The sequence below is a fragment of the Microbacterium sp. USHLN272 genome (assembly GCF_037149655.1).
Classification (GTDB): Bacteria; Actinomycetota; Actinomycetes; order Actinomycetales; family Microbacteriaceae; genus Microbacterium; species Microbacterium galbinum.
On the sequence record NZ_JBBCRA010000001.1, the window covers coordinates 2,529,281 to 2,547,823 of the forward strand.

Consider the following 18,543-nt stretch of genomic DNA (forward strand, 5'->3'; position numbering starts at 1 on the left):
CTACGGGGCGGTCACGGGGAAGCGGGGTTCGGAACCCTTCAGCACGGCGATCACGTCGTCGAGCGAGAGGGAGCCCATGTTGTCGACGGCCTGGGTCGTCTGGGCGCCGAGGTGCGGGGTGACGATCACCCGATCGGCGAGGGCATCGGCGAGCAGGGGGCTGTTCTTCGCAGCCGTGTCGCCGTCGAGGGTGTCGGCCGCGTAGCCGGCGAGGATGCCGTCGTGCAGGGCGTCGGCGACCGCGGCCTCGTCGATCAGGTCGCCGCGGGCGGTGTTGACGATGACGCTGCCGCGACGCATGCGGGCGAGTCGGCCGGCATCGACGAGCAGCTGGCCGCCCGGCGCGTGCAGCGAGATCAGATCGGCCGTCTCGAACAGCTCGTCGAGCACCGTGGGCACGGCGCCCGCGGCGCGGACGACCTCGGCGGGGAGGAACGGGTCGGCGGCGAGGATGCGGCATCCGAATCCGCTCAACCGCTTCGCGACCCCCTGGCCGATGCGACCGAAGCCCACGATCCCCACGGTCGCCGCTCCCAGCTCACGGCCCCGGCGCACTCCCCAGTCGCCCGCCCGCACCCGGCGATCGCCGTCGGGCACGAACCGCAGGGCGGCGAGCATCAGGCCGACCGCGTGATCGGCGACGGCATCCGCATTCGCGCCGGGAGTGTTCGACACCGGGATGCCGCGGCTCCGGGCCGCGGCCAGATCGACCGCCTCGGTGCCGACGCCGTAGCGCGCGATGATCTTGAGCTTCGGCGCCGCGGCGAGGTGCGCGCCGGTCACGGGGCCGGTGCCGGCGATCCAGGCATCCGCCCCGTGCAGCAGCACGCGCAGCTCGTCGAGGTCGTGGTGCGCGGGGCCGCGGAGGATGCGGTGCCCGGCGACCGCCGCCCGCTCGACCAGGTCGAGGTCGCCGTCGGAGAACGAACGGCTGGTGACGAGGATGACGCCCATCAGTTCGTCGTTTCGACGCTCGGTCGCCCGGCGAACCAGGGGGCGAGGGCCGTGTACGCCTCGGTGAAGCGCGCGTGGCGCTGGGCGTAGACCGCGTGGCGGGCGGGGTCGGGCGTGAACTCGGCGGTGACCTCGCTGAGCGCGCGGGCGGCCGAGAAGTCGGCGAGGCCGAGGCCGACGGCGCCCGTGACCGCGGCGCCGAGGCTGTTCGCCTCTTCGACGATGGTGCGACGGCGCACCGGCACGCCCCACACATCGGCGAGCACCGAGAGGTAGACGTCGCTCTGCGCGCCGCCGCCGACCGCGTCGATGCGGTCGATCGTGGCGCCCGAGGCGCGGAACGCCTGGATGCACGTGAGCAGGTTGAACGCGGTGCCCTCGAGCACCGAGCGCACGAGGTGCGCACGGGTGTGGTGACGGGCGAGACCCACGAAGGCGCCGCGGGCGTCCGGGTCCCACAGGGGGGAGCGCTCGCCGAGCAGGTAGGGCAGGAAATAGAGGTCGTCGGTGTCGACGTCGGCGGATGCCTCGGCGGTGAGTCGCCCCGTGTCGGGGTGCGCCGGGTCGGCCGAGAGCGCCTCGGCGATCCACTGGACGGATGCTCCGCCCGCCTGCATCGTGGCGGTGGGCACGAATGACCCCGGCACGACGTTGTCGAACGTGAAGGTGCGCATCGCCGGGTCGTGCAGCGGGGCATCCGCGGCGAACGAGATCCACGACGAGGTGCCCAGGCACACGTAGGCGCCGTCCTCCGGTGCGACCACGCCCGAGCCGACCGCGGCGAGCGGGCCGTCGCCGCCGCCCATCACCACGCGCACGCCCGTGTGCAGGCCGAGGGCCTCGGCCGCGGCATCCGTCAGCGGTCCCGTGATCGCGGTGGAGTCGAGGATCTCGGGGAACAGTGCGGGGTCGAGGCGTGCCGCCTGCAGCACCTCGCTCGACCACGTGCCGGTGCGCTGGTCGTAGGCGTTGGTGCCCGAGGCGTCGGAGCGGTCGGTCGCGAGGCGACCGGTGAGGCGCAGCACGATGAAGTCCTTCGCGATGCAGAACCGGCGCACACGCGCCCAGACGTCGGGCTCGTTGTCGCGCACCCACATGATCTTCTCGACCGAGTAGGTGGGGTTCAGCCGGTGGCCCAGGATGCCGTAGGCGTGCTCGGCGCCGAGCGCCTGCTCGAGCTCGCGCTGCTGCGCGCCCGAGCGGGTGTCGGCCCAGATGATCGCCGGGCGGGCGGGCTCGCCGTCGGCGTCGAGCAGCACGGCGCCCATCATCTGACCGCCCACGACGAGACCCGCGACCTCGGTGGGGAGGGTGCCGGTCTTCGCGAGCAGGGTGCGGGTCGCCTCGACGACCGCGTTCCACCAGTCGAGCGGGTTCTGCTCGGCGACACCGCCCGCGGCGAAGTGCGCGGGGTAGGGCACCGTGACCGACGAGACCAGGCGTCCGTCGTCGTGGTGCAGCGAAGCCTTGTTCCCCGTGGTGCCGAGGTCGTGGGCGATCAGCATGGCCGGCTCAGCTCGCGGTCGTGTACGGGCGCAGGTCGGCCGAGCCGTCGGTGCCGCGGTAGGCGCGGGATCCCATGCCGTGTTCGAGCACCCAGCCGTAGTCGTGACCGGCGCCGCCGGGGTACACCGCGAGGAACGCGTAGGGCTCGTCGCCGGTGTTGATCGAGCGGTGGGCCCAACCCGGCGGGATGTACCCGATGGTGCCGGGCAGCATGTCGAGCCATTCGGTGCGCTCGCCGTCGAACATGAGCAGCCCGCCGCGACCCTTGAGCGCGAGGTAGATCTCGCCCTGGTGGTACGGGTGCTGGTGGCCCTTGGTCATCCAGAGCTCGCCGGAGGTGTCGCCGGGCATGATCGTGGTGATCGACTGGGGCAGCTCGCGATCGGTCTCGGGCACGGGCGAGCTGACGACGGTGTAGACGACGGGGTTGTCGCCCTCGGCTGCGGCCTTCCAGGCGTCGTGGTCGAGGAAGAGGCCCTCGAGGTCCGACATCCGCCGGGTGAGAGTGGGGCCCTCGGGCGAGAGGGTCAGCTTCTCGGCGTCGAAGGCGATCGCCATCGGCTGGATCGGCGGGGTGTGGAAGGTGGGCATCGGTGCTCCTCGTCGCGCAGCGTCGTTGCTGGTCGGGCATCGCGCCACAACCTGTCATTACAGGTGAGCATACCTGTTACTACAGGTTGGCGTCTACATCCATCTGCGCGGGGTCTGCTGCGCAGGTGCGCAGCTATCCCTCCGCCTGCCGAGCGCGGTACGCGGCCACCGCGTTGCGGTTCGCGCAGGTGGGGGAGCAGTAGCGCTTGGACCGGTTGCGGCTGAGGTCGAGGGCGATCGCCTCGCAGCTCTCGTCGTCGCAGATCGAGAGGCGCGAGCCCTCGTCCTGCCGGATCACGTCGACCAGGGCCATCGCGGTCTCGATCAGCACGCGTTCGGCGAGAGGTCGTTCGTCGCCGACGGCGTGCAGGTGCCAGTCGGTGTCGCCGTGGCGCACGAGCTGCGGCGCGACGGGGGTGTCGGTGAGCACGTCGTTCACGCGTGCGGCCATCTCGTCGCGCGGCGCGAGCAGCAGGGCGCGCAGGCGCGGACGGATGCTGCGCAGATCGGCGAGTTCGACCTCGTCCCGGTCGAGTCGGCCGGTGTAGGGGAACTCCTCGAGGAAGGTCTCCTCGTCGGCGAGGGTCTCGAGCGTGTCGGGGTGCTCGGCGGAGTTCACGAGCCAGACGGATGCCTGCAGGGCATCCGTCGTGTCATCGGTGAAGATCATGTTGACATCTTACATTCGCCGCGAGTAGCGTCACATGCCATGAGCACTGTGACCGATGACGTGCGGACGGCGCGCGGCGTCAAGCTTGGTCTCCCGCTGGCGATCGGCGCCGCCTTCGCGTTCGGCATGTCGGGTGGATGGGCGCGCGGTCTGATCGACGCCGGGTGGACGCCCGGCGCCGCCGTCACCGCGCGCATCTGGGTCGCCGCCCTCGTGCTCCTCATCCCGACGATCCTCACCCTGCGCGGGCGCTGGCACCTGCTGCGCCGCAACGCCGTCATCATCGCCGCCTACGGACTGCTCGCCGTCACCGCGACACAGCTGTTCTACTTCCAGGCCGTCGCCGTCATGGACGTCGGGCTCGCCCTGCTCATCGAGTACACGGCACCGGTCGCCGTCATCCTCTGGCTCTGGATCCGCCGCGGCGAGAAGCCCAGCCGCCGCAGCATCCTGGGCGCCGCGATCGCCTTCGTCGGCCTCGTGCTCATGCTCGACATCGTCACCGGTGCCGACGTCAACGTCGCCGGCATCCTCTGGGCGCTCGGCGCGATGGTCGGCGCGGCCACCTACTTCGTGCTGTCGGCCAAGGCCGACACGGGACTTCCGCCTCTCGCGCTCGCCGGCAGCGGGCTGCTGCTCGGCGCGGTCGGGCTCACGATCGCCGGAGCCGTCGGCATCCTCCCGATCGCCTGGAGCACCGACGACATCGCCTACCGCTTCGGCACCGTGCCGTGGTTCGTGCCCGTGCTCGCGATGGGCGTGCTCGCGACGGCTCTCGCGTATCTCCTGGGGATCGCGTCGACGCGGATGCTCGGATCGAGGCTGGCCTCGTTCGTCGCGCTCGCCGAGGTCGTCGCCGCGCTGCTGTTCGGCTGGCTGCTGCTGGGGCAACTGCCCGATCTGCTGCAGGCGCTCGGCGGAGCGCTCGTGCTCGCGGGCGTCGTCGTGGTGAAGCTCGGCGAGCCCGCGCCGCCTGCGGAATTCGTCGAGCCGGTGCCCGAGGGGTGCGCCCGCGGCGATCGCTAGCCTGGTGGGCATGGAGCGAGCGCGAGGGTGGAAGGTGGGCGACCCCGGGGAGCTCGCCGAGCAGGTCGCGCGCACGCGGTCGAATCTGCCGCCGAATCGCGCGCACATCGACGCGAGGGAGGTCGAGCGTGCCGCCTTCGGTGTCGTCGGGCACCGAGACCTCGCATTCCAGGTCTGGGAAGACGCCCATGCGGCAGCGGTGGGCGCATGGCGCGAGTGCCGACGGCGGATGAGACGGGAGTACGGCGGCCGGAGTCCGCACGGCGGCTGGACCTTCCCGGTGCTGTTCCTGTCTCTCCTCGCGGCCGGCGTCGGCGCTGCCCTCGCCAGCGGCGCGCGCACCGATCCTGAAGCGACGCAGGGTGTTCTCGCGGTGCTGGTGGGTGGCTCGACCGTCGCCGACCTCGTCGTGCTCGCCGTCGCGGGCTGGCGCCCGTGGAACCGGGCCGTCGTGCGCCTGCAGATCGGTCTGGCGATCGCGCTCGGTGCCGCGACTGCCTTCCAGCTCTCCCGTCCGGAGATGTGGGTGCTGCCGCTGGTGATCGCCGGGGGAGTGATCGGCGTGGGCGGAATGCTGCTCGTGCTGCTCGTGCGGATGCTGCGCCCCGAGGAGAGGCTCGAGATCGACACTGTGATCAACGTCGCCGTCGAGCGCATGCAACCCGAACTCGATGCACGCGCAGCGGAGATCCAGGCCAACGCATCCGAAGAGCTGGGCGTCGAAGACAGCGCGCGCATCGTCGCGCTCCGCACAGCAGTGCTCGCCGATCTCGCAGCCGAGGGGATCGTGCTCGAGCCCGTGCCCGAGCAGACGCCGGCCGGCGGCGCGATGATCGCAGCGCTCACGGCCCACTGGCATCCTTACTCGCGCCAGAAGGCGTGAGCAGCCGCGGAGTGTATACGTCAGGTACTTGCTTGCCGTCGATGAGCGCCGCACGGACGCCGTTGTGTATACACTAAGACCATGACCCTGCCCGTCGAGCGCACCACCGCCGGCGATCGCGCGTACGCGGCGCTGCTCGACGGTATCCAGTCCGGCGCACTCCCTGCGGGGTCGGTGCTGGGCGAGGTCGAGCAGGCCGCGCGGCTCGGCGTCAGCCGCACGCCGCTCCGCGAAGCCCTGCGTCGTCTGGCCGCCGACGGACTCGTCGTGCAGCAGTCTCCGCGCGTCACGGTCGTGGCCGACCTCGATGCGGATGACATCCGCGAGCTCTTCGAAATCCGCCGGGCGCTCGAAGAGACCTCGGCCCGCCTCGCCGCCACCCGCGGCGACGCCGCCGTCTTCGCCGCGCTCGCCGAGGAGTTCGCGCATGTCGACCTCGCAGCCGGCGAGGGCCGCGACGCCTACTACGCCCTGATCGGCCGCTTCGACGCGGCCCTCGACGCGGCCGTCTCCAACGACTACATCGCCGCCGCCCTCCGCACCGTGCGCACGCACCTCGTGCGGGTGCGGCGCATGGCCCGCGACAAGCCCGCGCGGCTCGCGGCATCCGCCTCGGAGCACCGCACGATCGCCCAGGCGCTTGCCGCCCGCGACGGCGACCTCGCCGCCCACGCCACGCACGTGCACCTGCACAACGCGCTCGCCGGCATCCTCGACTCCCTCCCCGCCGATCCGGCGACAGCCCCCGCGACCGAAGGAAGACCATGACCGTCACCCACCACGTCCGCGTCCACCGCAGCGACGAGAACCTCGCCCGCGAAGACCAGCTCGCCTGGAAGATCGCCGAGGTCGCCGCCGACCCGGTCGAGGTCGAGCAGCCGGTCGTCGACATGATCATCAACCGCATCATCGACAACGCTTCGGTGGCGGCGGCCTCCCTCACCCGCGCCCCGATCAACGCCGCCCGTGCGCAGGCGTTCAGCCACCCGGTCTCGACCGGCGGCGTCGGCGCCAACCTCTTCGGCGCGGCCCTCGACCACCGCACCAGCCCCGAGTGGGCGGCCTGGGCGAACGGCGTGGCCGTGCGCGAGCTCGACTACCACGACACCTTCCTCGCCGCCGAGTACTCGCACCCCGGCGACAACATCCCGCCGATCCTCGCGGTCGCGCAGCACACCGGCGCCGATGGTCGGGCGCTCGTGCGCGGCATCGCGACCGGTTACGAGATCCAGATGGACCTCGTGCGCGCGATCTGCCTGCACAAGCACAAGATCGACCACGTCGCCCACCTCGGCCCGTCGGCCGCCGCCGGCATCGGCACGCTCCTCGGGCTCGACGTCGAGACGATCTATCAGGCCGTCGGCCAGGGGCTGCACACCACCACCGCCACCCGCCAGAGCCGCAAGGGCGAGATCTCGACGTGGAAGGCGCACGCCCCGGCCTTCGCCGGCAAGATGGCCGTCGAGGCGGTCGACCGGGCGATGCGCGGTCAGACCAGCCCCGCCCCGATCTACGAGGGGGAGGACGGCGTGATCGCATGGATGCTCGACGGCAAGGATGCCGCGTACGAGGTGCCGCTGCCCGCCGCCGGTGAGGCGAAGCGCGCGATCCTCGACTCGTACACGAAGGAGCACTCGGCCGAGTACCAGGCACAGGCGTGGATCGATCTGGCCCGCAAGCTCGGCACCGAGAACCCGGCCCTCCGCGACCCCGCGAACATCGAGGCGATCGTGCTGCACACCAGCCACCACACGCACTACGTGATCGGCTCGGGAGCGAACGACCCGCAGAAGTACGACCCGACCGCGTCGCGTGAGACGCTCGACCACTCGATCCCGTACATCTTCGCGGTCGCGCTGCAGGACGGCGGCTGGCACCACGTCGACTCCTACGCTCCGTCGCGCGCGGGTCGGGACGACACCGTCGCGCTGTGGCACAAGATCACCACGGCCGAGGATGCCGAGTGGACCCGTCGCTACCACTCCGAGGACCCGGACGTGAAGGCGTTCGGCGGTCGTGTCGAGTTCCGTCTGACCGACGGCTCGACCGTCGTCGATGAGATCGCCGTGGCCGACGCGCACCCGCTCGGCGCCCGCCCCTTCGCCCGCGAGAACTACATCGCCAAGTTCCGGCTGCTGGCCGAGCCCGTGCTCGAGTCCGCCGAGATCGAGCGCTTCCTCGAACTCGTGCAGCGCCTGCCCGAACTGACCGCGGCCGAGGTCGGCGAGCTGTCGATCGTCGCGAAGCCCGGCCTGCTCGACGCCGCGGACGCTCCGAAGGGCCTCTTCTGATGCTGTACTCCACCACCACCCCGGCCGAGAAGCGCCGCGTGCTGCGCGAGCGCCTCGCGAGCGGCGAGTTGCTGCGTTTCCCCGGTGCGTTCAATCCGCTGAGCGCGCGCCTGATCGCTGAGAAGGGCTTCGAGGGCGTCTACATCTCGGGCGCCGTGCTCTCGGCCGACCTGGGGCTCCCCGACATCGGACTCACGACGCTCACCGAGGTCGCCGGCCGTGCCAAGCAGATCGCCCGCATGACCGATCTGCCCGCGATCGTCGATGCCGACACCGGGTTCGGTGAGCCGATGAACGTCGCGCGCACCATCCAGGAGCTCGAGGATGCCGGACTCGCCGGCATGCACATCGAAGACCAGGTGAACCCCAAGCGCTGCGGGCACCTCGACGGCAAGAGCGTGGTCGACGAGAGCACGGCGATCAAGCGCATCCGCGCCGCCGCCGATGCGCGCCGCGACGAGAACTTCCTGCTCATGGCGCGCACCGACATCCGGGCGATCGAGGGCTTGGATGCCGCGATCGACCGCGCGAAGGCGCTCGTGGATGCGGGTGCGGATGCGATCTTCCCCGAGGCGATGCGCGAGCTCTCGGAGTTCGAGGCGATGGCGAACGCGCTCGACGTGCCGATCCTCGCCAACATGACCGAGTTCGGGAAGAGCGAGCTCTTCTCGACATCTCAGCTGCAGAGCGCGGGCGTCAGCATCGTCATCTGGCCGGTGTCGCTGCTGCGCACCGCGATGGGCGCGGCGGGCCGCGCGCTCGATACGCTGAACACGGACGGGCATCTCACGTCGATGCTCGGAGAGATGCAGCATCGCGCGGATCTCTACGAGCTCATCGATTACGAGTCGTACAACCACTTCGACTCGGGTGTCTTCAACTTCACGCTCGACCAGCCCGGTCGCTGAGCGCCGCAGCACACGAAGCAGCACACGAAGGAGTGAGCATGACCGAACCGGACATCAAGAAGGGCCTCGCTGGGGTCGTCGTCGACACGACCTCCATCTCGAAGGTCAACCCCGAGACGAACAGCCTGCTCTACCGCGGATACCCGGTGCAGGAACTCGCCGCCACGCAGTCGTTCGAGGCCGTGGCGTACCTGCTGTGGCACGGGGAGCTGCCGACGCCGGAGGAGCTCGCGGCGTTCCGCGTCGAGGAGCGACGGCACCGTGCTCTCGCCGACAACGTGCGGGCCGCGATCGACCTCGTACCGCTGGACGCGCACCCGATGGACGAGGTTCGCACGGCGGTCAGCCTGATCGGAGCCTCCGACCCCGGTGCGGGCGGATCGGTGCTGGATGCCGGCGGCAGCCCGGAGCAGAACCTCGAGCGCAGCATCCGCCTGTTCGCGGCGCTCCCCGCGATCGTGGCCTACGGCCAGCGCCGCCGCCGCGGGCAGGAGCTCATCGAGCCGCGCGATGACCTCGACTACTCGGCCAACTTCCTCTGGATGACGTTCGGCGAAGAGGCGGATGCCGTGGTCGTCGACGCGTTCAACCGGTCGATGATCCTCTACGCCGAGCACTCGTTCAACGCCTCCACCTTCACGGCGCGGGTCATCACGTCGACGCTCAGCGACCTGTACTCGGCCGTCGTCGGGGCGATCGGCGCTCTCAAGGGTCCGCTTCACGGCGGAGCGAACGAAGCCGTGCTGCACATCTTCGACGAGATCGGGTCGGCGGATGCCGTCGAGGCCTGGCTCGACAAGGCCCTCGCCGAGAAGCGCAAGATCATGGGCTTCGGGCACCGCGTGTACAAGAAGGGCGACTCGCGGGTGCCGACCATGAAGGCGGCTCTCGACACGCTCGTCGAGCACTTCGACAAGCCGGAGGTCGCGGCGCTGTACGACGCGCTCGAGTCGGAGTTCGTCGCACGCAAGGGCATCTACCCGAACCTCGACTACCCCTCGGGTCCGGCGTACAACCTGATCGGGTTCGACACCCTCACCTTCACGCCCCTCTTCGTCGCGGCGCGGGTGACCGGGTGGACGGCGCACGTGATCGAGCAGGCCGGTGCCAACGCGCTGATCCGCCCGCTCTCGGAGTACGTCGGCCCGGACGAGCGGCACGTCGCGGGCTGATGCCCGTTCACGCGTGAGAGAGCCTGGGGCCCGTCGGCAGGCTCAGGGACCCAGGCTCTCTCGGTGACGCATCCGCTCGCGGGCGTCAGCCGATGTTCTCGACGGCCGCGCGTGCGCGAGCACCCGCCTGCGAGGCGGTGCCGTCGTTGCTCTCCATCGTGCTGCGCAGCAGCGTGATGATGTTGCGCACCTCGTCGGCGGCGTTCTTCCACCGCAGCTCCTTGCCGCGGTACTCCTCGGAGACCCCATCGGCGGAGTAGTCGGCCATGGCGTTCTGCACGGCCTTGTCGCGGTCGGCGATCAGGCTCTCGAGCAGACCCGAGACGCGGTTGAACTCTCCCTGGACCTCCTGCGAGGCGGCGACGCTGTAGGCGCGGCGATCTTCGTATGCCATTTTCTGTCTCCTTCTTCTCAGCGCGATCCGCCGAAGCGGGCGGCTTCGAACGACGCACCGCTCTCGGCCCCACGGGTCTGATCGACCATCTCGGACTCTCCCTCGCGGAACGCGCGGTCCATGCCCGAGATTCCTCCGAGCACAGCGGCGAGTGACGAGTTCAGCTCGGCGGCGACCTCATCGGTGCGGCCCTTGAAGCTGTCGAATGCGGCCTTCGCCGCACCCGCGTGCACCTGCATCAGCGGGTCGGCGGCGACCACGAGCTGCTTCACGAGCGCGCCGAGGTCGTCGCTGGATCCCGACGTCTGCTTGCCGAGGACGCTGAGCGTCTCGGCCCCCATATCGAACTTCATGCTCCGGTCTTCCTTTCATCGCCCTCCCGTCCTCGCGGTCGCGAAGACGCCATCGCCCCCGATGGGCGAGGAGAGAGTAACAGGGCGGCCTGCGATGACGCGGAAGTTATCCACAGACCGCGCCTGAAACTCTTTCTCCGATGGATGAGGACGTTACTCGCCCGAGCGCGGATTCTCGGCTGCGTGGGCGATATCGACGACAGACTGCTTGAACGACTGCGAATCGGGGTCGAGGTAGCCGACGGCGGGTGCCTCCCAGGAGTGCGACGCCGCCCACACGGGGCTCAGCAGCAATTGACCCGGGTTCACCCGGTAGTAGGGCAGACTCGAGCGCTTGCGTTGTGCCCGTCGGTCGCGAATCCGCGCTCCGTGACCTCCGGTCCATTGCCGCGGGGCTTGTCGTGGACGATCCCGCCCTCCGAACTGAAGTTCCGTACACCATCGATGTGTTCGACCTCGAGAATGCCCTCGGAATCCACTCGTGAACAGCGCGGTCGCGGTCGTCGCCGATGCCCGTGCCGACACCCTTATCCACAGGTGGTCATCGCGAGGTGTCCTCATATGTATAAACTCGCCGACCGTGGGCGCGCGTGGGGCGCACTCCATAAAGGGGGGTCATGAGCACGGCTGGAAAGACGGAGGGCGGCCTCGACGCGTTCGTCTACAGCGTGCGAGCCGATACCAGGGCATGGTGTCCCGCCCTGGTATCTGACACCCTCACGGTGTTCGTGCCGATGATCTGCGCCGTGCTGACGTCTGCGGCAGGGGAGCCTCTCGCGGGTGCGGGGCTCGTGCTGCTCGCGCTGGGGATCGCAGGCGGTCAGGTGATCGCCCTCGCCTACGACGGGCGTACGCTCGGCGCCCGGATGTTCGGGCTCCGCATCGTCGAGCGATCGAGCGGATGCCCCTCCGGACGCCTCCTCGTCGCCGACCTCGTCGGTCGTCGGCTCCGGGTGCTCGACATCCGTCGCGGTCGCGATCCGATCTCCTCCGCCGTGGCGCTCTACCGGTTCCCCGAGCGCGCCGCCGCGCAGCATCCGCCCGCGCCGGCGACGAACACCGTCGCGTTGCTGGACTCGGGTCAGCGACTCCCGTTCGCGCGCGCTCTGGTGGTCGGCAGGAACCCGACGACGGATGCCCGGGGCGAGCAGCGATTCTCCTGGCCGGACCTCTCGCGCACGCTGTCGAAGACCCACGCCCGGCTCGAATGGGACGGCGAGAGCGTGTGGGTCACCGACCTCGGCTCCGCCAACGGGACGGCGATGGAGGTCGGCGTGGAATGCGCGTCGCTCGACCCGTTCGTGCCGACGCGCATGCCCGCGGATGCCGTGCTCCGGCTGGGGGATCGCAGCCTCACGATCGCCGGCTCCCGCCGGGATCGCCGGGGTGCCTCTGATGTGGCCGATGAACGCGACGAAGACTCCCGAGGAGGGCACTTTGCCTGACCTCCGCGATCGCGCCCTCATCGAGGAGGCGCGCACGCAGCGCTTCCGGCTCGGTTCGGCACTGCTGCACGGGCGCATCTCGGATCGACGCACGGTGAACGACAATGTCCGCCGATTCATCGCCTCCCTCATCGTGGCGGCGCTCGCCTGCGCGGTGTGCGTCGGCATCTCGTTCGTCACCGACCTGCTCCAGGCGCAGGCGGCCGGGAAGGCGCGGCAGAACGCGTCGATCAGCATCATCGAAGAGGAGCCGGTGTGAGCGACTACACGCGCCTGAGCGTTCGGGGTTCGTCTCGGCGCGTCGAGATCGCGGTGTCGAGCGATGACCCGCTCGGCAGTCTGCTGCCGCAGCTGATCGATGCCCTGGCGGAACCCTCCGGTGCCGGCGGACGCCCCCTCGCGCTCGTCACCGCGATCGGGGACTCGCTCGACCTCGAGCGCTCCGCCCGTGAGCAGAGTCTCGTCGACGGTTCGGTGCTGCGCCTGCTCCCGTTCGACTCCGCGCCGCCGCCACCGATGGTCATCGACGTGGTCGACGTGCTCGCCGACGAGCTCGAGAACCGCAACGACCGCTGGAGCGACGCATCGAGGGCCGCCGTCAGCGCGGTCGTCGTCGCGCTGTCCGCGGCTGCCGCGTCGATCGCGGTGCCGTTCGACGGCGTCGTCGGCGGCGCCGTGCGCTTCGGTCTGCTCGGCCTGCTCCTCGTCTGCGCCGTGGGATTCGGTCTGTTCGGTCGACGTCGGCCGGCGGCCGTCATGGCGACCGCCGCGGTGGGGGCGGGCGTGCCTGCCGCCCTGCACGCGGCGGCTGCGCAGGCCGCGACGCACCCGGCATCCGTCCTTCCGATCACCGCTCTCTGGGTCGCGCTCGTCTGGTCGGCGGTGCTCCTGATCGGGGGAGGGGTCGCGCGGGGCTCGCGCGGCGCGATGGTCGGCGGTGCCCTGGGGATCGTGCTGACGGTGCCGCTGCTGACGGCACTGGTGATGGGGATGCGCCACGATCAGGCCGCCGCGGTGATCGGCGTCGTCGCCGCCGTGCTCCTCGGACTCGTGCCGTGGCTCGCCCTCTCGGCGTCCGGCCTCACGGGCCTCGACCATCGGGCGGCCGAGAGAGCCGATCTGCCGAGACCCGCCGCGTTGGGCGCCGTGTCCGACGCGTATCGCACCCTCGACTGGGTCGTGGCGGTGCTGGCCGCGGTGCTCGTCCTCTGCGGCATCGTCCTCTGGATGACGGATGCCGTCTGGCCGAGGCTCCTCGCGGCGTCGCTCGCGCTTGTGGTGCTGCTGCGATCGCGGGCGTTCCCGCTCCGGTCGCAGGGCTTCCTGCTCTGGGCGGCCGGGATCGGCATCGCCGCCGTCGCCGCGGCGACCCTGATCGTGAACGGTTCGCTCGGGTGGACCGTCGTCGCCGGTGCCGTGGTGATCGGCGTGACAGCGGCCATCGCCGGGCTCGCCCGCCCGAAAGCGCATCAGCGAGCGCGGCTCCGCTCCTTCGGCGACGCGCTGGAGACCGCTGCCGTGATCGCGATCGTGCCGATGGCGGTGGGGGTCTTCGGGATCTACGCCGATCTGCTCGCACTGTTCGGAGGGGGCGCGTGATGCCGCTCGACCGCGGGGCGATCCCCGTGGCGATGTTCGGCAGCGGTGCAGCGCTCCTCACCCGGTTCGCGGCGTGGGACGCGGCGATCACCCGACCGATGAGCACGGTCCGTCGGATCGGCTTCGTCCAGCTCTCCGCCGGCGCCGGCGCGACGACCGTCGCGGGTGAGATCGTACGCCTCGTCGCTCGACGGCGCGCTGCTCCCCCGCTCGTCGCGGACCTCTCGCCCGAGGGCGATCTCGCCCGGCGGCTCGGGATCGTCGAGACGTCACCGCGTCGGGACCGACGACTGTTCCGCACGAGCGGCGACGCTCGGCAGCTGCTGCAGATGACGTCGGGTGTGCTCGGGGCCCGACCGTCGGATGCCGGGGCCCGCCCGGTCGCCGCGTGGGAGCGTGAGGTCTCACCCGTCATGCGCTTCCACGACGTCGTGATCGCGGACTTCGGTCCGCGTGATCCCGATCGTGAGATCGGCGAGATCGCCGGGCTCTGCGATGCGGTTTGCGTCGTCGCCCCCGCACGGCGCGAGGAGGCGGAACTGGCCCGGGTCGTGGTCGAGGCGATCCACGCCCTGCCGGGGAGTCAGCGGGCGGTCGTCGCCCTCGTCGATGCGAGCAGGGAATCGCGACGGGTTCCCGCGGTGATTGCGGCGCAGACCGAGCAGCCGGTGATCGTCGTGCCGCACGATACGGGGTTGGCCGGGGGAGAGCCTGCGCGATCCTTCCGGGCGCGCCAGGCCCTGCTCCGTCTTGCGGGGACCCTCATCGGGAAGGTCGACGCATGACGCAGTCCATCGTCCATCGTCCTGCGCGGGCCGTCCTCCCGGCGGACGCCCCGGGGGGCATCGTGCTCACCGCTCCGCCGGCGAGCAACGACAACGCCGCCGGTTTCCCGTTGCAGTCGGTGCTGCCGATCGTCGGCAGCCTTTCGTCGATCACCATGATGGTGCTCCTCCGGGGTAACCCGATGTTCGTCGTGATCGGCGCGGTGATCCTCGTCGTCGCTCTGGTCGGCGGCATCGGCATGGCCTTCACGACGCGCGGAAACGCGGCACGTCAGCGTCGGATGCAGCGAGAACGCTATCTCGACCACCTCGAGCACGTCCGCGCCGAGCAGCGCGACCGAGTGGCGCACGTGCGGCGGGCGGCGCTCACCCGGCATCCGTCGCCCTCGGCGCTCGTCGAGCTCGGGCACGACCCGGCGCGTCGCTGGGAATGCCGCCCCTCCGACCCCGACTTCCTGCAGGTGCGCATCGGCACCGGCGACCTCGCGGTGCTCCCGGTGGTGCTGCCCGAGGAATCGAATCCGGTGCAGCCGTACGACCCGATCATGAAGGCGGCCGCCGAGCGTTTGGTGCGCTCCGCGGGAGTGGTGCAGGGGATGCCGGCGACGATCGACCTCTCGACGGGCGGGCAGTACGCGATCGTTGGCGACCGGGCGCGGGCGTTGCAGGTGGCGCGATCGATCGCGGTGCAGATCGCGACGTTCCACTCTCCCGACGAGGTGCACCTCGCGGCCGTGGTCCCGGTATCCACCCTCGGCGACTGGCGCGGACTCGACCTGCTCCCGCACGCAGGAGCGCCGCGCCCTGCCGCCGATCAGCCCTTGGCGCGCCGCATCGCGCCGACGCTCGACGACCTGCTCGCTCTGATCGCGCCGGAACTGCGGGATCGTGTGGCCGCCACGACGGCGGCACGCCGGGCCGGACGCCGCATCCGGCCGGTGCGGCTCGTGCTCTTCGTCGATGAGGGCGACGGGTACGCGACGACTCCGCCGCGCTGGGACTCGGTGCTCGACGCCGCCGACCTCGGCATCACGATCGTGCACATCGTCGACGATCGCCTCAAGGAGCCCGAGCACGTCGTCGCCCGCGTCGCGGTCGATGCGGCCGGCTGCGCGATCGAGAACCCGGCCGAGCCGGGGGACCCGGTGCTCTGCGCGGCGGACGCCGTCGGGCAGGCGCTGCTCGAGACGGTCGCGCGTCCGCTCGCTGCGCTGCGGATGAGCAGGGCGACGGCGGCGGAGGCGACCGATGCGGTGGCGCCCGACCTCGGCGAACTCCTCGGCCTCGGCGACGTGGCGCAGATCGATCCGCGTCAGGCGTGGGTGCCGCGCTCCTCCGCGGACTTCCTCCGCGTGCCGATCGGAGTCGACGACACGGGCGCTCCGGTGCTCATCGATCTCAAGGAATCCGCGCAGCTCGGTATGGGGCCGCACGGCATCTGCATCGGTGCGACGGGGTCGGGCAAGAGCGAGCTGCTGCGCACCCTCGTGCTCGGGCTCGCGGCCACGCACGGGCCGGATGACCTCAGCATGATCCTCGTCGATTACAAGGGCGGGGCGGCGTTCGCGCCGTTCGCGCGTCTCCCGCACGTCGCCGGGATCATCGACAACCTCGCCGACGATCCGCAGCTCACCGAGCGAGCGCGCGCGAGCATCAACGGGGAGGTCGTGCGCCGCCAGCAGCTCCTCAAAGCCGCCGACAACTCGGCATCGATCACGCAGTACCGGCAGCTCCGACGCAGTCGGCCCGAGTTACCGCCGTTGCCCCATCTGTTCCTCGTGATCGACGAGTTCGGCGAGCTCCTCACCGCCGAGCCGGAGTTCGTCGATCTGCTGCTCACGATCGGACGCATCGGCCGCTCGATCGGTGTGCACCTGTTGCTCTCGAGCCAGCGGATCGAGGCGGGCAAGCTCCGCGGGCTCGAGACCTACCTGTCGTACCGGATCGGACTGCGCACGTTCTCGGCCGCCGAGAGCGCCATGGTTCTCGACACGCAGGATGCGTTCCACCTGCCGGCGATCCCCGGCTACGCCTACCTCAAGGTCGACACCTCGATCTACACCCGACTGCGCGCGGGCTACGTCTCGGGACCCGTCGACGACCTCCGGGATCGGCCCGTCGAGACGACCGAGGTGCCACGGATGAGGATGATCTCCGCGTACGACGTCGTTCAGCCGCTCCCCGCGGTCGAGGCCGACGGGGCCGCGGCGGTGCAGGAGATCTCCGCGACGGAGAACATGCTGCCCGAGCGAACAGTGGTCGACGTAGCCGTCGAGCGGCTGGCGAAGGGCGCGGTCCGCACGCGTCCGGTCTGGTTACCGCCCCTTCCCACGCGGGTCACGCTCGGTGGGCTGCTGCCGTCGAGCGGTGCGATCGAGGATGCCGCGGGGCTGAGCATCCCGATCGGTCTGCTCGATGAGCCGGTGCAGCAGCGCCAGCAGCCGTGGAGGCTCGATCTGAGCCGCTCCGGCGGGCATGTCAGCGTGATGGGCGCACCGCAGTCCGGTCGCTCGACCTTCCTGCGTACGGTTGCGGCGTCGATCGCGGTGACCCGTACACCGCGCCAGGTGAGCGTGTACGGACTCGACCTCACCGGCGGCGGTCTCGCGCGTATCGAGGGGTTCCCGCACGTCGGTGGTGTCGCGACGCGCGGGCATCGGGAGCGCGTGGGTCGCGTGCTCGAAGAACTCACGACCATGCTCGGGGTGCGCGAGCAGGTGTTCCGCGCGGAGGGGATCGACTCGGTCGATGAGCTGCGTCGCCGGCATGCCGCCGGCGAACTCCCGCAGCTGCCCTCGGCCGATGTGGTGCTGCTCGTCGACGGCTATGCGACGCTGCGTACTGATTTCGAGGAGTACGAGGGTGCGCTGCAGCGTCTCCTCGATCGCGGCGGAAGCTTCGGCATCCACGTCGTGGTCACGCTCAATCGCTGGAACGATCTGCGCTCGCCGCAGCAGGGAGTGATCGGCACGCGGATCGAACTGGGGCTCAACGACCCGAGCGACTCGCAGGTCTCGCGCAAGCTCTCGTCGTCGCTGCGGCGCGATGAACCAGGGCGTGCGCTGACGGATGCCTCGGAGTTCGCGCAGGTGGCGCTCCCGGTGCTCGAGGACGACGACTCGGTGGGCGTCGGCGAGATGCTGGAGGCGCTCGCGCGGCAGTCCGCGGAGTCGTGGGCGGGGCCGGAGGCGGCGCCCATCCGGCTGCTTCCGGAGGACCTCGACCCGCAGACGCTTGCGGATGCCGGGATCGATCCGTCGATGATCCCCCTGGGGCTGCGGCAGGACACGATGAAGGCGTTCTCGCTCGACCTCGCGCGCAACGATCCGCATCTGATGGTGCTCGGAGACACCGGGTGCGGAAAGACGACCGTGCTGCGGGGCATCGTCCGGGGCGCGCTCGCGGGCCACACGCCGGACGACCTGGTGATCGCTCTGATGGATGTGCGCGGCGATCTCGCAGACGAGGTGCCCGAGCCGTACCTCGGCGGGCACGCCGCCACCGCTCCGTTGGCGCGCCAGCTCGCGGAGTCGATCGCGATCGAACTCGAGAAGCGGCAGGCGGCGAAGGTGCCGGGGCCGAGGATCCTCGTGGTGATCGACGACTTCGACGTGCTGGCGGCGGGCGGCACCGAGCCGTTGCGGCCGCTGCTGCCGTACCTCGCCTCGGCGCGCGACCTCGGCCTGAACGTCGTCCTCGCTCGGCCGGTGCTGGGGGCATCGCGGGCGATGTTCGACTCGTCGCTCCAGGCGCTGCGCGACACCGGCGGATCGACGCTGGTGATGAGCGGCGATCGCGGCGAAGGCCCGCTGCTGGCGAAGGTGTACGCCGAGCAGATGGTGCCGGGGCGCGGGCGGTTCGTGCGCCGGGGATCGGGGGCGACCCTCGTGCAGGTCGCGCGGTTCGCGTGCGAGAAGTGAGCGCCTCGGAGGGAGATGGCTTCGGCGGGGCATGCCAGGCATCCCG

The 18,543-nt window shown here is 70.8% G+C and carries 18 protein-coding genes; 11 read left to right on the forward strand and 7 right to left on the reverse strand.

Features of this window, described 5'->3' with window-relative positions; translation table 11 throughout:
* The 4 genes from WFJ97_RS12205 to WFJ97_RS12220 all read right to left on the reverse strand — a co-directional run bounded on the left by WFJ97_RS12205 (window position 1) and on the right by WFJ97_RS12220 (window position 3,721).
* Window positions 1-954 (reverse strand): phosphoglycerate dehydrogenase, encoded by a 954-nt coding sequence (locus WFJ97_RS12205; RefSeq protein ID WP_336641671.1) that lies wholly within the window; start codon window positions 952-954, stop codon window positions 1-3.
* Complete coding sequence (gene xylB, locus WFJ97_RS12210) at window positions 954-2,459, reverse strand: xylulokinase (protein WP_336641672.1); 1,506 nt, start codon at window positions 2,457-2,459, stop codon at window positions 954-956. The genes WFJ97_RS12205 and xylB overlap by 1 nt, the downstream gene beginning before the upstream one ends.
* A gap of 7 nt (window positions 2,460-2,466) precedes the next feature.
* Window positions 2,467-3,051 (reverse strand): glucose-6-phosphate isomerase family protein, encoded by a 585-nt coding sequence (locus WFJ97_RS12215; RefSeq protein ID WP_336641673.1) that lies wholly within the window; start codon window positions 3,049-3,051, stop codon window positions 2,467-2,469.
* A 133-nt stretch (window positions 3,052-3,184) separates the two neighbouring features.
* Window positions 3,185-3,721, reverse strand: coding sequence for a CGNR zinc finger domain-containing protein (locus WFJ97_RS12220; protein WP_336641674.1), 537 nt, complete (start codon window positions 3,719-3,721; stop codon window positions 3,185-3,187).
* Window positions 3,722-3,760: 39 nt separating this feature from the next.
* Here WFJ97_RS12220 and WFJ97_RS12225 point away from each other — a divergent pair, with 39 nt between their 5' ends.
* From WFJ97_RS12225 to WFJ97_RS12250, 6 genes are all read left to right on the forward strand, one after another.
* The gene (locus WFJ97_RS12225) at window positions 3,761-4,747 is read left to right on the forward strand and encodes an EamA family transporter (RefSeq protein WP_336641675.1); all 987 of its coding nucleotides are present in this window, start codon (window positions 3,761-3,763) and stop codon (window positions 4,745-4,747) included.
* 10 nt (window positions 4,748-4,757) lie between these two features.
* Window positions 4,758-5,630 carry a hypothetical protein gene (locus WFJ97_RS12230; RefSeq protein ID WP_336641676.1) on the forward strand — a complete coding sequence of 291 codons (873 nt, stop codon included), beginning with the start codon at window positions 4,758-4,760 and terminating at the stop codon, window positions 5,628-5,630.
* Window positions 5,631-5,711: 81 nt separating this feature from the next.
* Window positions 5,712-6,398 carry a GntR family transcriptional regulator gene (locus WFJ97_RS12235; protein WP_336641677.1) on the forward strand — a complete coding sequence of 229 codons (687 nt, stop codon included), beginning with the start codon at window positions 5,712-5,714 and terminating at the stop codon, window positions 6,396-6,398.
* Window positions 6,395-7,921 (forward strand): MmgE/PrpD family protein, encoded by a 1,527-nt coding sequence (locus WFJ97_RS12240; RefSeq protein ID WP_336641678.1) that lies wholly within the window; start codon window positions 6,395-6,397, stop codon window positions 7,919-7,921. Before WFJ97_RS12235 ends, WFJ97_RS12240 begins: the two co-directional genes overlap by 4 nt.
* The gene (gene prpB, locus WFJ97_RS12245) at window positions 7,921-8,829 is read left to right on the forward strand and encodes a methylisocitrate lyase (protein ID WP_247956958.1); all 909 of its coding nucleotides are present in this window, start codon (window positions 7,921-7,923) and stop codon (window positions 8,827-8,829) included. The genes WFJ97_RS12240 and prpB overlap by 1 nt, the downstream gene beginning before the upstream one ends.
* A gap of 38 nt (window positions 8,830-8,867) precedes the next feature.
* Window positions 8,868-10,001: a bifunctional 2-methylcitrate synthase/citrate synthase gene (locus WFJ97_RS12250; RefSeq protein ID WP_336641679.1), complete on the forward strand. Its 1,134-nt coding sequence runs from the start codon at window positions 8,868-8,870 to the stop codon at window positions 9,999-10,001.
* Between the two features lie 85 nt (window positions 10,002-10,086).
* Here the strand turns inward: WFJ97_RS12250 and WFJ97_RS12255 are convergent, their stop codons facing one another.
* The 3 genes from WFJ97_RS12255 to WFJ97_RS12265 form a co-directional block, all read right to left on the reverse strand.
* Window positions 10,087-10,395 (reverse strand): pore-forming ESAT-6 family protein, encoded by a 309-nt coding sequence (locus WFJ97_RS12255; protein WP_247624473.1) that lies wholly within the window; start codon window positions 10,393-10,395, stop codon window positions 10,087-10,089.
* Window positions 10,396-10,412: 17 nt separating this feature from the next.
* Window positions 10,413-10,748, reverse strand: a complete 336-nt coding sequence (locus tag WFJ97_RS12260; protein ID WP_247624474.1) for a hypothetical protein — start codon at window positions 10,746-10,748, stop codon at window positions 10,413-10,415.
* A 153-nt stretch (window positions 10,749-10,901) separates the two neighbouring features.
* A complete protein-coding gene (locus tag WFJ97_RS12265; protein ID WP_336641680.1) occupies window positions 10,902-11,057 on the reverse strand; it encodes a hypothetical protein in 156 nt (51 codons plus the stop codon).
* A gap of 308 nt (window positions 11,058-11,365) precedes the next feature.
* On the opposite strand from WFJ97_RS12265, the gene WFJ97_RS12270 reads away from it, so the two are divergent.
* The 5 genes from WFJ97_RS12270 to eccCa are packed head-to-tail and all read left to right on the forward strand — an operon-like array spanning window position 11,366 to window position 18,497.
* Entirely contained in the window at window positions 11,366-12,193 is an 828-nt protein-coding gene (locus WFJ97_RS12270; RefSeq protein WP_336641681.1) for an FHA domain-containing protein, read from the forward strand.
* Window positions 12,186-12,452, forward strand: coding sequence for a hypothetical protein (locus WFJ97_RS12275; protein ID WP_247624477.1), 267 nt, complete (start codon window positions 12,186-12,188; stop codon window positions 12,450-12,452). The genes WFJ97_RS12270 and WFJ97_RS12275 overlap by 8 nt, the downstream gene beginning before the upstream one ends.
* On the forward strand, window positions 12,449-13,792 hold the full coding sequence (locus WFJ97_RS12280; RefSeq protein WP_336641682.1) for an EsaB/YukD family protein: 1,344 nt from the start codon (window positions 12,449-12,451) through the stop codon (window positions 13,790-13,792). Before WFJ97_RS12275 ends, WFJ97_RS12280 begins: the two co-directional genes overlap by 4 nt.
* Window positions 13,792-14,577 carry a hypothetical protein gene (locus WFJ97_RS12285; RefSeq protein ID WP_336641683.1) on the forward strand — a complete coding sequence of 262 codons (786 nt, stop codon included), beginning with the start codon at window positions 13,792-13,794 and terminating at the stop codon, window positions 14,575-14,577. The genes WFJ97_RS12280 and WFJ97_RS12285 overlap by 1 nt, the downstream gene beginning before the upstream one ends.
* Entirely contained in the window at window positions 14,574-18,497 is a 3,924-nt protein-coding gene (gene eccCa, locus WFJ97_RS12290) for a type VII secretion protein EccCa (protein ID WP_336641684.1), read from the forward strand. Before WFJ97_RS12285 ends, eccCa begins: the two co-directional genes overlap by 4 nt.
* Window positions 18,498-18,543 lie beyond the last annotated feature (46 nt).

What these genes read in the sequence shown, in the direction of transcription:
- WFJ97_RS12205 (WP_336641671.1), bottom strand. Translation starts at nt 954, where the DNA reads ATGGGCGTCATCCTCGTCACCAGCCGTTCGTTCTCCGACGGCGACCTC.
- xylB (WP_336641672.1), bottom strand. Translation starts at nt 2,459, where the DNA reads ATGCTGATCGCCCACGACCTCGGCACCACGGGGAACAAGGCTTCGCTG.
- WFJ97_RS12215 (WP_336641673.1), bottom strand. Translation starts at nt 3,051, where the DNA reads ATGCCCACCTTCCACACCCCGCCGATCCAGCCGATGGCGATCGCCTTC.
- WFJ97_RS12220 (WP_336641674.1), bottom strand. Translation starts at nt 3,721, where the DNA reads ATGATCTTCACCGATGACACGACGGATGCCCTGCAGGCATCCGTCTGG.
- WFJ97_RS12225 (WP_336641675.1), top strand. Translation starts at nt 3,761, where the DNA reads ATGAGCACTGTGACCGATGACGTGCGGACGGCGCGCGGCGTCAAGCTT.
- WFJ97_RS12230 (WP_336641676.1), top strand. Translation starts at nt 4,758, where the DNA reads ATGGAGCGAGCGCGAGGGTGGAAGGTGGGCGACCCCGGGGAGCTCGCC.
- WFJ97_RS12235 (WP_336641677.1), top strand. Translation starts at nt 5,712, where the DNA reads ATGACCCTGCCCGTCGAGCGCACCACCGCCGGCGATCGCGCGTACGCG.
- WFJ97_RS12240 (WP_336641678.1), top strand. Translation starts at nt 6,395, where the DNA reads ATGACCGTCACCCACCACGTCCGCGTCCACCGCAGCGACGAGAACCTC.
- prpB (WP_247956958.1), top strand. Translation starts at nt 7,921, where the DNA reads ATGCTGTACTCCACCACCACCCCGGCCGAGAAGCGCCGCGTGCTGCGC.
- WFJ97_RS12250 (WP_336641679.1), top strand. Translation starts at nt 8,868, where the DNA reads ATGACCGAACCGGACATCAAGAAGGGCCTCGCTGGGGTCGTCGTCGAC.
- WFJ97_RS12255 (WP_247624473.1), bottom strand. Translation starts at nt 10,395, where the DNA reads ATGGCATACGAAGATCGCCGCGCCTACAGCGTCGCCGCCTCGCAGGAG.
- WFJ97_RS12260 (WP_247624474.1), bottom strand. Translation starts at nt 10,748, where the DNA reads ATGAAGTTCGATATGGGGGCCGAGACGCTCAGCGTCCTCGGCAAGCAG.
- WFJ97_RS12270 (WP_336641681.1), top strand. Translation starts at nt 11,366, where the DNA reads ATGAGCACGGCTGGAAAGACGGAGGGCGGCCTCGACGCGTTCGTCTAC.
- WFJ97_RS12285 (WP_336641683.1), top strand. Translation starts at nt 13,792, where the DNA reads ATGCCGCTCGACCGCGGGGCGATCCCCGTGGCGATGTTCGGCAGCGGT.
- eccCa (WP_336641684.1), top strand. Translation starts at nt 14,574, where the DNA reads ATGACGCAGTCCATCGTCCATCGTCCTGCGCGGGCCGTCCTCCCGGCG.